The sequence below is a fragment of the Dyella sp. C11 genome (assembly GCF_003121485.1).
Lineage (GTDB): Bacteria > Pseudomonadota > Gammaproteobacteria > Xanthomonadales > Rhodanobacteraceae > Dyella.
This window is the reverse complement of sequence record NZ_QAVX01000004.1, coordinates 113,809-126,712: the sequence shown is the minus strand read 5'-3', so window position 1 is coordinate 126,712 and position 12,904 is coordinate 113,809. Positions and strand designations below refer to the sequence as shown.

Annotated in this window: 10 protein-coding genes; 2 read left to right on the top strand and 8 right to left on the bottom strand. The window is 62.5% G+C overall.

Annotation, left to right across the window (positions count from 1 at the left end):
* Window positions 1-9: 9 nt before the first annotated feature.
* Complete coding sequence (locus DK366_RS06130; RefSeq protein WP_109124657.1) at window positions 10-3,474, bottom strand: NahK/ErcS family hybrid sensor histidine kinase/response regulator; 3,465 nt, start codon at window positions 3,472-3,474, stop codon at window positions 10-12.
* Between the two features lie 109 nt (window positions 3,475-3,583).
* On the opposite strand from DK366_RS06130, the gene DK366_RS06125 reads away from it, so the two are divergent.
* Complete coding sequence (locus tag DK366_RS06125) at window positions 3,584-4,228, top strand: 4'-phosphopantetheinyl transferase superfamily protein (RefSeq protein WP_109124656.1); 645 nt, start codon at window positions 3,584-3,586, stop codon at window positions 4,226-4,228.
* A 74-nt stretch (window positions 4,229-4,302) separates the two neighbouring features.
* Window positions 4,303-5,046 (top strand): pyridoxine 5'-phosphate synthase, encoded by a 744-nt coding sequence (locus DK366_RS06120; RefSeq protein ID WP_109124655.1) that lies wholly within the window; start codon window positions 4,303-4,305, stop codon window positions 5,044-5,046.
* 205 nt (window positions 5,047-5,251) lie between these two features.
* Here the strand turns inward: DK366_RS06120 and DK366_RS06115 are convergent, their stop codons facing one another.
* From DK366_RS06115 to recF, 7 genes are all read right to left on the bottom strand, one after another.
* Window positions 5,252-5,668, bottom strand: coding sequence for a biopolymer transporter ExbD (locus DK366_RS06115; RefSeq protein ID WP_109124654.1), 417 nt, complete (start codon window positions 5,666-5,668; stop codon window positions 5,252-5,254).
* 5 nt (window positions 5,669-5,673) lie between these two features.
* Window positions 5,674-6,087 (bottom strand): biopolymer transporter ExbD, encoded by a 414-nt coding sequence (locus tag DK366_RS06110; protein WP_109124653.1) that lies wholly within the window; start codon window positions 6,085-6,087, stop codon window positions 5,674-5,676.
* A gap of 11 nt (window positions 6,088-6,098) precedes the next feature.
* Window positions 6,099-6,845 (bottom strand): MotA/TolQ/ExbB proton channel family protein, encoded by a 747-nt coding sequence (locus DK366_RS06105; protein WP_109124652.1) that lies wholly within the window; start codon window positions 6,843-6,845, stop codon window positions 6,099-6,101.
* A gap of 49 nt (window positions 6,846-6,894) precedes the next feature.
* Complete coding sequence (locus tag DK366_RS06100; RefSeq protein ID WP_109124651.1) at window positions 6,895-7,449, bottom strand: energy transducer TonB; 555 nt, start codon at window positions 7,447-7,449, stop codon at window positions 6,895-6,897.
* A 197-nt stretch (window positions 7,450-7,646) separates the two neighbouring features.
* Complete coding sequence (locus DK366_RS06095; protein ID WP_198651446.1) at window positions 7,647-8,936, bottom strand: tetratricopeptide repeat protein; 1,290 nt, start codon at window positions 8,934-8,936, stop codon at window positions 7,647-7,649.
* Between the two features lie 310 nt (window positions 8,937-9,246).
* Window positions 9,247-11,664 (bottom strand): DNA topoisomerase (ATP-hydrolyzing) subunit B, encoded by a 2,418-nt coding sequence (gene gyrB, locus DK366_RS06090; RefSeq protein WP_109124650.1) that lies wholly within the window; start codon window positions 11,662-11,664, stop codon window positions 9,247-9,249.
* 75 nt (window positions 11,665-11,739) lie between these two features.
* Window positions 11,740-12,819, bottom strand: a complete 1,080-nt coding sequence (gene recF / locus DK366_RS06085; RefSeq protein WP_109124649.1) for a DNA replication/repair protein RecF — start codon at window positions 12,817-12,819, stop codon at window positions 11,740-11,742.
* Between the last annotated feature and the right edge of the window lie 85 nt (window positions 12,820-12,904).

Sequence of the window (12,904 nt, the reverse complement as noted above, 5' to 3'; positions counted from 1 at the left end):
GGTACCGCCTCAAGCCGTCTGTCGCCTCACCAGCGCACTCAACAGAGCGCGCAGAGCCGCGGGGCGCACAGGCTTATGCAGGATGGGATAACCCAGCGCACGTGCGCGCTGCTTCAACTCACTGCTGCCATCGGCGGTGATCATCGCAACCGGCGGCAACTCGCCAAGCACGCTGCGCAAATCATCGAGCGCCTGGAGTCCATCGAGATCATCATTGAGATGATAGTCGGCGAGCACCAGGTCGATGCCGCCGCGACGCAACTCCTGCTCCGCCTCCGCAACATCAAGCGCCGTGCGGCAGTCCACGCCCCAGCGCTGCAATAACGCGCGCATGCCGTCGAGAATGGCGGGGTCGTTGTCGAGGCACAGCACCGTCAGCGGCAACTGCTCACTCGATACCGGATGCGCATTCGCACGGCGACGCGGTATGGCGCTCTCGGCGCGCGGCACGCGTACGGCGAAACGACTGCCCTTGCCCACGCGCGAGTCCAGCTCCAGCTTGTGGTTGAGAATGCCGGCGATGCGTTCGCAGATGGACAAGCCAAGGCCCAGTCCTTTTTCGCCCCAGGGCGACGGTCGGTCCAGTCGCTGGAACTCCCCGAAAATGCGCGCGCGCTGTTCTTCCGCAATACCGGGGCCGGTATCCCACACTTCCAGGCGTACCTCGTTGCCCATGCGCCGCGCACCCAGCAGGATGTCGCCTTCGCGGGTGTAACGAAGTGCGTTGGAAATGAAGTTCTGCAGGATGCGGCGAAGAAGCTGCGGGTCGCTTCGCACCGCGAGCTTGGTCGGCACCACGCGAAGACGAAGTCCACGCTGTTGCGCGATCACGGCGAATTGCGCCTTCAGCGATTCGAAGAGATCGGAGAGGGCGACATTGCTGATGTCGGCGCGATAGCTGCCTGCATCCAGGCGCGATGTATCCAGCAACGCATCGAGCAAGTCTTCGGCTGCACGGAATGAGGCGTCGATGCGCTCGGCCAGCAAGCTCGCTTCACCATCGAGACCGGGATGCTGGCGCAGGGCGGCGGTAAACAGGCGTGCCGCGTTGAGGGGCTGCAAAAGATCGTGACTTGCCGCCGCCAGGAATCGTGTCTTGGACGCGTTGGCCATCTCTGCTTCGCGTCGCGCGTGCGCCGCTGAGTTCAGCGCTTCGCTCAGTTCCGCCGTACGAAGATCTACGCGCTGCTCAAGATTTTCGTTGGCTTCGATCAGCGCCTGCTCGGCATGCTTGTAGGCAGTGACGTCGGTGTACGTCGTGACATAGCCGCCGCCGGGCAACGCGCGACCGCGCATCTCGATCACCGAACCATCGGGCCGAATGCGCTGGAACACGTGTGGCGAACCGGCATGCATATGCGCAAGACGCTTGGCGACATGCGCCTCCACTTCACCCGGACCGCACTCGCCGTGATCGGCGTTCCAGCGAATCAGATCGGCGACCGGCACACCCACGTAGACCATGCCATCGGGATAGTCGAACAGTTCAAGGTAGCGTCGATTCCACGCCAGCAGTCGCATATGGGCATCGACCACGCTGATGCCTTGCGACACGTTTTCCAACGTGGTGGAAAGCAACTCGCGATTGAAGCGGAGTTCCTGCGAGGCTTCTTCCATCAAAGCCATCGCCTCGGCAATATCCAGGCCGGAACCGGACAAGGCGCCCATCAGGATGCGACGCGCACTAGCCGCACCGACAGCGGAAGCCAGCAAGCGCTCGGTGTACTGGATAAGCGCGCGATCCGCGGCTTCACCCGGCTGCAACGGCTTGCCACGCCGCTCCGCGTATTCCTCGAAGGCGCGCTGGCTGCTGCGTTCACCGACGATGCGTTCGGCGATGGTGCGCAGGTCCGCGACGGCCACACGGCCACGCCAATCACCCGCACCGCGATTGTCGACCGCGTACGGATCGATGAACATCGCCGCGTGCAGGCGTTCTTCAAGATTCGGGCGGAAGCGCAGCGACACAAAGATGAGGCACGCCACGTTGACGAGCAACGACCAGAACGTGCCATGCATCACCGGGTCCCAGCCACTCAGGTGGAAGAGCGCCTGGGGCTGCAACCAGCTGAGGTTCATGGGGCCGGTGTCCAGCCAATCCGCCGAGCGGTTCATGGCAGGAAGCAACAACGTATAGGCCCACACAAGGAAGCCTCCGGCCAATCCCACCGCCACGCCTTTGCGGCTTGCTCCCCGCCAATAGAGCGCAGCGACGATGCCGGGGGCGAATTGCGCCACGGCGGCGAATGCCAGCAATCCCGTTGCCGCGAGATTGGTGGTATCGGCAACGACGCGATAGTAGACATACGCCATGGCGGCGAGGGCGATGATGGCGATGCGTCGCACCAACAGCACCAGCTGCGAGAGATCCGCGCGCTGCTCCAGCTTGAACGCGCGTACCCGCAACAACATGGGCATCACGATGTCGTTGCTGATCATCGTGGACAGCGCCACGCATGCCACGATCACCATGCCTGTCGCCGCGGAAAAGCCGCCGATGAAAGCGAGCAGCGCCATGCCGCGATCGCCGTAGGCCATCGGCAACGTAAGCACCCACGCGTCCTTGTTGCCGTTCTGGAGCTGGGGCAGATGCAGGCCGGCCGCCACGATGGGCAACACCGCAATGCTGATGATGGCCATGTAGATGGGAAACAGCCAACGTGCGCGCGAGACGTCATGCGGGTCTTCGCACTCCACCACGCCGATCTGGAATTGGCGCGGCAAACAGAACATCGCGCAGAACGCGAGCAACGTCTGCGCGAGAAACCCGGGCGAAACGCCTTCGGAGAACTGTTCCGCCGGCAGGCGTACCGTTGCCGCCAGGCCAGGCCCATGCCAGAGCGCGTAACCCGCCAGCACGACGAACACGACGATCTTGATCAGCGACTCCACCGCAATGGCCAGCATCATGCCGTGATGATGTTCGGTGGCATCGATCGTGCGCGTACCAAACAGGATCGCAAATGTCGCGAGCAGGATCGCGCACCACAAGGCGCTGTCGCTGAATTGCGACGTGCCCGGCGGTGAAGGGCTGCCAAGCACCGCATAAGACATGGCCACGGCTTTGAACTGCAGCGCGAGATACGGCACCACCGCAATGACGGCAATCACCGCGACCAGCGCGGCAAGCCCGTGCGATTTGCCGAAGCGTGCGCCGATGAAATCGGCGATCGACGTGATGTTGCGCTGGCGCGCCAGCAACACGAGTCGACGCAGCAGACCAAAACCGAACACGAACAGCAGAATCGGTCCGAGATAGATCGGCAGATAGCTCAAGCCTTCGCGCGCGGCCGTGCCCACCGCGCCATAGAACGTCCACGACGAGCAGTACACGGCAAGCGCCAGGCTGTAGACCACCGGCCGCAAACGCGGTTGCCGTGGATACAGCGGTCGACGATCGCCCACGTAGGCGACGACAAACAGCAGCCCGACGTAAAGCAGGGAAGCCAGCAGCAATAGCCATCCGGCGATCAAGCGGTGTTCTCCGACATGAGGGCTCCCTGCACTGGAACGGCACGCAGCGCGCGCGTGGGCGAAACACCCACAGTTGTAAGTATCGCCTCTTGGGCGGCAACATGCGCGGATGATCACGACCGACGGCCTGACACCCGGCGAGATGGCTGCGCAGCTGGGCGATGACGACATTCACGTCTGGCGACTCGCCTACGACCACCATGACGGCCGCGCGCCGCTGCTTTCCATGCTTGGCGCCTATCTGGGGATTCCGGCCGCGAACGTGGAGCTGGAAGCCTCCGAGCATGGACGCCCTTCGCTGGCGGGTTCGCAGCGCGACGCGCTTTCCTTCAACTGGTCCCACAGTCACGACCAGGCACTGATCGCCATTGCGCGCGGTGTAGTGCCCGGCGTCGATTTGGAGCGTTTGCGACCGCACCCCAAGGCGGTTCCCATTGCCCGACGCTATTTCAGCCCGGACGAGACGACGGCGCTGGAATCCTTGCCCGACGGACAACGTGACCGTGCCTTCCTCGAGCTATGGACGGCCAAGGAAGCCGTGCTCAAGGCGCTGGGGCGCGGGTTGGCCTTTGGGCTGCATCGGCTGAGCATTCTTGGTCCCTCCGAGCTGCCCGTGTTGCATCGGCTGGAGGGATACGAAGCGCAGCAATGGCAACTGCATCGACTGATTCTTGATGACGCGCATGTCGGCACCCTGGCCTGGCAAGGCGGCCCTCGACGTATCCGACAGTGGACACTTGCCGGCACGGATTGATCGGCGCACTGTGACCAGCCCCGCCGTGACCGCGGCGGCTTTGCCAAGTCTTGTCAGCGAGTACCCCATTTTCCATGACCCTGCTGAGCGTCAACGTCAACAAGATCGCCGTCTTGCGCAACTCACGCGGCGGCACCGAACCCGACATTCTCCGCGCTGCACACACTTGCATCGACGCCGGTTGCGGCGGCATTACCGTGCATCCGCGCCCGGACCAGCGTCATGTGCGTCCCGATGACGTGCGTGCGCTGGCGGCGATCACGCGAGGCCGTGTCGAGTACAACATCGAAGGCAATCCCTTCGCTCCGGCACGTGGCAGCTATCCCGGCCTGATCGAGCTGGCCCGCGAAGTTCGCCCCACGCAGGTCACGCTGGTCCCGGATGGCGATGGGCAGATCACGTCCGATCATGGTTTCGACCTGACGCGCGACATCGAAACGTTGAAGCCGCTTGTCGCGGCGTTGCGCGAGCTCGGTTGTCGCGTCAGCCTGTTCGTGGACTCGGGCGCCACAGGCTTTGAAGCCGCGGTAGCCATCGGCGTGCAGCGTATCGAGATCTATACGGGCCCATACGCCCAGGCTTTTGACGAAGGCCATGTGCAGCAGGAACTGGAGTGCTGCGCCGATACGGCGCGTCGAGCGCAACATGCGGGGCTTGCCGTCAACGCCGGCCATGACCTGAGCCAGGCCAACCTCGGCACGTTCAAGGCCGCCATTCCCGGGCTGGCAGAAGTCTCGATCGGTCACGCGCTGATCGGTGAAGCGCTGTACGACGGTCTTTCGGCGACCGTGCGGAAGTACCTGCAGATACTTCGCTGAACTGAGCCCACCTCGACGACGGACGTCATCCAGGTGCGTCGTCGATCATCGACCGGTTGATGCGTCGAATATCGTTTGGACGTCCATACGGCCGTTTTGCCTTGCGTGCTTCGTCGCTGGAAGGCCGCTCGTTTTTTTTCCCCAAAAAAGACCCCCGCACTTGGCGGGGGTCCAAAGGGTAGTGTTGCTGTAATGCCTTACAGAATTACTGACCTTCAGTGAAGCCGATCTTGGTGAGGCCGTAGCTCTTCGCATCGGCCAGCACACGGGCCACATGCTCATAAGCAACGCCATCATCCGCGTTGATCTGCACTTCCGGCTGCTTGGCCGGATCGCCCAGACCACCGATCACGGCGAGCTGTGCCTTCAGGCCCAGCTCGTCCACCGGCGTATCGTTCCAGTACAGCGCACCGGACTGGTCGATCTTCAGGCGAACGGGTTCCGGCGGGTTTTCCGGCTGGACCACGTTCGGGTTCGGCTGCGGCAGGTCGATCTTCACTTTGTGGGTAAGAATCGGCGCCGTGATCATGAAGATGATCAGCAACACCAGCATGACGTCGACGAGCGGCGTCACGTTGATGTCGGCCATCGGGCCCTTACCACTTCCAGAACTGAATGCCATGACTCTTACTCCTTGCCCGTCGTCATGAAGCCGACATGGACCATGCCCGCTTCCTTGGCGTCGGCCAGGACTTTCTTGACGATCTTGTATTCCGTGGTCTTGTCCGCACGGATCTGCAGTTCGGGCTGCGGCGACTGCTGTGCCGCAACCGCGAACTTTGCCTTCAGCTCGCCCTCGTTGACTTCGATGTCATCGAGGTAATACGTGCCATCGGGCTTCACGGCCAAGTCCATCGGCGTCACCTGCTCCGTATCCGTGGTCTTCGGATTGGCAGTCGGCAACTCGACGGTGATTCGATGGGACATCAGCGGCGCCGTGATCATGAAGATGATCAGCAGCACCAACATGACGTCGACGAGCGGCGTCACGTTGATCTCCGACATCGGGCCGCCGGAATCGCCTCCGGTACTCATTGCCATGGGTCAGATCCTCACTTGCCTTCGACGCGAGCGCCGGTGGCGAAGAAGTCGTGCAGGTCGTGAGCAAACTCGTCGAACTGAGCGTACGTCAGGCGGTTCGAGCGGTTGAAGAAGTTATAGGCGAGCACGGCCGGGATAGCGGTGAACAGACCGAAGGCGGTCATGATCAGAGCTTCACCCACCGGACCGGCCACAGCTTCCATCGAAGCGTTGCCCGAAGCGGAGATCTTGATCAGCGCGTGGTAGATGCCCCACACGGTACCAAGCAGACCGATGAACGGTGCCGACGAACCGACCGTGGCGAGCAGGGTCAGGCCGCCTTCCAGACGCAGGCTCTCGCGAGCCACGGCCTGGCGCAGGGCGCGATCGATGAACTCGGAGCGGCTGAGCGACTCGGCGAGGCGACCACCGCCGGCCGAAGCCTGCTGGTGGTGAGCGACGGCCGAAGCGGCGTCGAGGGCGATCTTCGAGAACGGTTCGCCCTTGGGCTGGGCTTCCAGCTCACGGATGGCGTCCTGGGTCGAACCATTCGCCCAGAAACCGTTGATGACCTTGTCGGCGCGACCGCGAACCATGGAGTTGCGGATCGCGTTGGCGACGATGAAGTACCAGGAGGAGAAGGACATCACCACCAGCACCACGAACACGATCCAGCCAAGGAAATCGAAGTTGTGGATAAGGTGGTCAAAGCCCATCGACTTCATGGCTTCGGCGTTGGTGGTACCGCCCGCGGGGGCCGGAGAAGTTTGCAGGAACATAACGCTACCCTTGGAAAGTCAAGCGTGAACTGATTAACCGTAACCGAAGTTACAGCTGATTGAGATTGAAGTTGATCGGGACGCGGACATAGCCTTCCGTCTTTTGCCCGTTCCTTATATTCGGATTGAAGCGCCACTTGCGTGCCGTTTCAATCGCGGCCTGATCCAGCTCGCGAAAACCGCTGGACGCTTCCACCTTGATGTCCTTCGGCGAACCATCCACGCCCACCAGAATCATCAGCGTGACCGTGCCCTCGTGACGCTGGCGAATAGCCTGCGGCGGATACTTGGGCTGAATACGGCTGTTGTAGCTGATGTCCTGACTGGCGGTGATATCCGCAGGCGGTGCCGGAGGAGCAGGCGGTGCCGGCGGGGCTGCCGCAACGGCGTTGGCCGAATGCTCTTCCACGCTCGGCGGCGGCGGCGGGTCGATAAAGTTCACCTGGACCGTGCGTTCTTTTTCTTTCTGTACCTGCTTCGGCGGTGCCATAGGCGCCACCAGCAACAGGAACGCGAACGCATGAAGCGCGATGGCTACGGCCAGCGCCCAGGTACGCCTCCAATTGAACGGCCCTTGGCCGGTTGCATCGTTACTTGAGGCCATCTGTCACTATCTGGAGCTAATTAATCGGTGAGACGTGGTCACGGTTTCCTGTGGCAAATCGATCCAAAGGGATGACATTTGCCACTGGACGAGAACACGGAAAGGTTTCAACGGTACAACAGCACATAGCATTTGTATAGCACTTGTGAGGCAGACAAATGGACGTCTATCTGCCCCTCAGCAGTTACACAGATGCCTTACTTGCTCGCGCCCTGTGCCTTCAGCCAAGCCTTTGCTTTGGTTGAGGTTTCGGGGTCCTGTGCGGCCTTCTCCATCGCAGCGATCGTGCCCGGCTTGTCCTTCAGGCCACGGCACGCTTCGGCCAGCAACATGTAAGCCGTGCCCTTGTGCTGCACGCCCTTGTCGATGCCCTGTTGGATGAGGCTCTTCGCCTCGCTGAACTTGCTGTCCTGGATGAGCAGCTGGCCGGCGCGAATGTTCGCCTCGCCGTCCTTCGCCATCGGGATGGCCTTCTGGTAGGCGGCCAGCGCTGCCGACGTGTTGTCGGACATGTAGTTGGCGGCGCCCAGCAATTCGTAGTTCTCGGCGGTCGGCGTGACGATGCCCTTGGTCATGCCTTCCTGGAGGGTGGCAGCGGCCTTCGTCGACGGACCCTTCTGATCGCCGCTGTTCTGGCCGGTGATCAGGTAGAGCTTGGCGAGGTTGACGTAGTCCTTCTCGGTCTTGAACTGACCGGCGTCCTTCGCCTTCTCCATCAGCGCGATGGCTTCGGGGTACTTCTGGCCCTGCATCAGCACGGCAACGGCGTTGTTCAGCGCGTTGGGATCGTTCGGGTTGGCAGCGAGCTGCTGCTGCGCCACCTGTGCGGCCTGGTCACCCTGGCCCGATTCGGAGTAGCTGGCCATGAGGATCTGGTTCCAGCTGTCGTTCGGCTTGTCGGTCATCGACTGCGCCTTCTTGATGGCGGCAATCGCTTCCGGGAACTTCTCGAGGCGGTAGTAGGCATTGCCTTCCAGCGCGTACGACTCGGGGGTTTCCTTCTTGCCTTCGGCGCGCCACTTCTCGACGGTGTCGATGCTCTGCTGGTACTGCTCGTTGGCCAGGTAGAACTGGGCAAGCATGTACTCGAGCTGGAAGTAGGTGTCGTTCGGCAGCGTGCCGTTCTCAAGCGCCTTGTTGAGCAGGTCGATGGCGCCCTTCACGTCGCCGTCGTTGTAGTGCACGTTCGCCAGACCCTGGAGGGCCAGCGCCTGCGCGTACTTGCTCTTGCTGCTGTCGGCGATCGGCTGAAGGATCTGGACCGCCTTTTCCTTGTCCTGGTTGTTGACTGCGTCGAGGCCGTCGTTGATGGCCTTCTGGTCCTTCTCGCTGGTCAGGTCCAGCTTCGGTTCCTTGCGCGTGGCGTTCGGGTACAGCGCTTCCTTCTTGTCCTTGGAAGTGCTGTCGCTCGCGATGACCGGAGTGCTCACGACGGCCAGGGCCAGCGCCGTACCGGCAAGCATCTTGATCAGGGGAACACGCTTCATGGCAGTCCTCAATGTAGGTTTCGCGCGGTTGCGGCGCGGGGGATCGCTGAGCGTAACCTGACTAGGCCGTAGATAACAAGTCGCAACGCGGCAATAAAGTTTGTTAAAAATCAATAAGTTGAACCATACGGACGCGACTGGACCTGATTTTCAAGGCGGAGGTCACTGTGACCCGTGACTTTTTGGCCTGGAAACACGCTATCGGCGCCCGTTTTCCTGACTTTAGATAGTGCACTAACGCGTTAGTACGCGATGTCGAAAAAAAGCCGAGGGGATGCGAAGACCTCGCACCGCCCCCGGCTCGACCTGGTCAGATGTCCAGGTTGGCGACCTTCAGCGCGTTGGCTTCGATGAAGTCGCGACGGGGTTCCACCGCTTCGCCCATCAGCATGGAGAACATCTGGTCGGCCGCGAAGGCGTCCTCGATGCCCACCTGCAGCATGCGGCGGGTTTCCGGATTCACCGTGGTTTCCCACAGCTGCTCCGGGTTCATTTCGCCCAGGCCCTTGAAGCGCTGGATCATGCGGCCCTTCTTGCCCTCTTCCAGCAGCCAGTGGCGTGCTTCGGCAAAGCTCTGCACGCCCCGCGAACCATTGCCACGGCGCACCACGGCATCAGCCTGCACCATGCCGGCGAGCTGCTGGCTGATGTGCAGGATCGGGCGGAACTCCGCACTGGCGAAGAACGGCTGCGGCAGCAGCCAGGTGTGGCTGAGGCCGTGCTGCTCGCGCACCACTTCGATGGCCGCCGGATGTTCGCCTTCCGATGGACGGAGCGCCAGGCGATAACGCGGCTTGCCCAGACCACTGGCGGCCAGGCGCGATTCCACGCCCTTCATCCAGCGCTGCATGGCCAGCTCGTCGCCCCACAACGCCGGTTCCAGTGGCGCGTGCTCGAGGAGCGCGGTGAGCACGGTCGCATCAAAGCGATGGCCCAGGCGTTCGATCTGGTCAAGCGCGGTCTGGTATTCGCGCAGGAGCTTCTCGAGCGCTTCGCCGCTGATGCCCGGGGCGTCGGCCGAGTACTGCAGTTCGGCACCGTCCACGGCGCTGGAGACGAGGTAGCTGTTCAGCGCCGCGTCGTCCTTCATGTACATCTCGTTCTTGCCCTGCTTGATCTTGTAGAGCGGCGGCAGGCCAATGTAGACGTGGCCGCGCTCGATCAGTTCGGGCATCTGGCGGTAGAAGAACGTGAGCAGCAAGGTGCGGATGTGCGAGCCGTCCACGTCCGCGTCGGTCATGATGACGATGCGGTGGTAGCGGAGCTTGTCCGGGTTGTATTCCTCCTTGCCGATGCCGGTGCCCAGCGCCGTGATCAGCGTGCCGACTTCGGCCGAGGACAGCATCTTGTCGAAGCGGGCCTTTTCCACGTTGAGGATCTTGCCCTTCAACGGCAGCACGGCCTGCGTCTTGCGGTTGCGACCCTGCTTGGCCGAACCACCTGCGGAGTCACCCTCGACCAGGAACAGTTCGCACAGCGCCGGATCCTTTTCCTGGCAGTCGGCGAGCTTGCCCGGCAGGCCCGCGATGTCCAGCGCGCCCTTGCGGCGGGTCATCTCGCGCGCCTTGCGGGCGGCTTCGCGGGCACGCGCGGCGTCCACCACCTTGGAGGCAATGGCCTTGGCTTCGTTGGGGGGTTCCAGCAGGAATTCGCCCAGCTTCTCGTTGACGGCCTGCTCCACCGCGGTCTTCACCTCGGAGGACACCAGCTTGTCCTTGGTCTGCGAGGAGAACTTCGGGTCGGGCACCTTGACCGACAGCACGGCGATCAGGCCTTCGCGCATGTCGTCGCCGGAGAGCGCCACCTTGGCGTTCTTGGCCAGGCCTTCCTTCTCGATGTAGCCCTGCAGCGAACGCGTCAACGCCGCACGGAAGCCCGTGAGGTGGGTGCCGCCGTCGCGCTGCGGGATGTTGTTGGTGAAGCAGTACATCGTTTCCTGGTAGGCGTCGGTCCACTGCATGGCCAGCTCGACCGAAATGCCTTCCTGCATGGCGCTGAGGCTGATCACGTTGGGGTGCAACGCGGTCTTCAGCTGCGCCAGATGCTGCACGAACGACTTGATGCCGCCTTCGTAGGCAAAGCGATCGCTACGCCCTTCCCCGCGCTCGTCCTTCAGGTCGATGGTGACGCCCGAATTGAGGAACGCCAGCTCGCGAAGGCGCTTGGCCAGGATGTCGTAGTGGAATTCGATATTGGAGAAGGTTTCCGTGCTCGGCATGAAGCGCACGGTGGTGCCGCGCTTGTTGGCCGGACCGACTTCCTTCACCGGGTACTGCGGCTCACCCAGCTTGTATTCCTGCTGGTATTCCTTGCCGTCGCGGCAAATGGTCAGCCACAGGTGCGAGCTGAGCGCGTTCACCACGGACACGCCCACGCCGTGCAGGCCGCCGGAAACCTTGTAGGAATTGGCGTCGAACTTGCCACCCGCATGCAGCACGGTCATGACGACTTCGGCGGTGGAACGACCTTCTTCCGGATGCATGTCGACCGGAATACCGCGGCCGTTGTCGCTGACACTGACGGAACCGTCTTCCAGGATGGTCACGGTCACGTGGTCGCAGTAGCCGGCGAGCGCTTCGTCGATCGAGTTATCGACGACTTCGAACACCATGTGGTGCAGGCCGGTGCCGTCATCGGTGTCACCGATGTACATGCCAGGGCGCTTGCGCACCGCTTCCAGGCCCTTCAGAACCTTGATGTTGCTTGAGTCGTAGGTTTTATCGTTCATTCGGTGACCGATTCCTGGGCGCCTTTCCCCGTCCGGTTGGCGCCATACGAGGCCGGACGAGGACACAATCGTTGATTATAGCAGGGGGTTGAGACGACCTTGTTCCACGTGGAACACGAGCGCTGGGCTGCCCTGGAGCGCCTCAGGAACCTCGGTTCCCGTGACCAGTACCTGGGCGCCCACCGCCTGCAACTGGCTTACCACGGCGGCCTGATGCGCCTTGTCCAGTTCCGAGGCCAGATCGTCCAGGCAAACCACGGGCCACTCGCCCTTCCGCTCGGCGTAAAGCGCCGCCTGGGCCAGCATGCAGCCCAGTGCCGTGAGCTTCTCCTGGCCTCGGGAAAGATGTTCCCTCTGGGGCGCATGCTCGAATGCAATCGACCAATCGGCCCGGTGGGAGCCCAGTGTGGTGTGCCCCCGCGAAAGATCCCGACCGCGGGGGCTGGAAAGCAGCGCTCCCAGCGTCGATTCTTCAGCCCACCCGCGCCGGTAGCGCAACTCCCCCGCACCAAGCTCAGGCAGCAAGCTTCGCATCGTGGTTTCTATATGGGGGCGGAGTGCCGTCAAATACAGTTGCCGCATGTGGTCAATCAGAGTCGCCGTTGCATCCAGTTCGGCCTCCCAGGGGAGGAATAGCGCCTCTGGAATCGACATGGATTGGCGCAGTAGGGCATTTCTCTGCTTGAGCGCCCGCTGGTAGCGCCTCCAGGCGCCCATGAATTCGTGTTCCACGTGGAACACGCCCCAATCGAGGTAACGGCGCCGCTCTTCCGCGCCACCGGCAATCAGGGCGTGGGAGCCCGGTTCAAAGCAAACGACGGCGCACTCCCCCACCAGTTCGCTAAGGCTTACCACCTCGCCGTCTTTTCGAGCTTCCCACCTGGAACCCTGCCGCCCCAGGCCGAGCCGGCTTCCCCGGCCATCCCCATGCCTCAACTCGGCAAAGACCGAGAGTGAATCCGCACCGCGCTGAAGCAACGCGTCTTTTGCTCCCGCCCGGAACGACCGGGCGTGCGAGAGCAGAAACGCCGCTTCCAGCACGCTGGTCTTGCCCGCGCCATTGGCACCGGCAAACACCGACACACCGGGAGCCAATGGCAGAACCACGTCTTCCAGGCAACGCAAACCGCGGATGCGCAGACTTTCCAGATGCATGTCAGCGGGCGCCCCAAGCAAGAACGCCGGAGCGTCTTTCGACGGCTCCGGCGTTCGCAGCGGGCTTGCCCTGGTGGGGCAAACG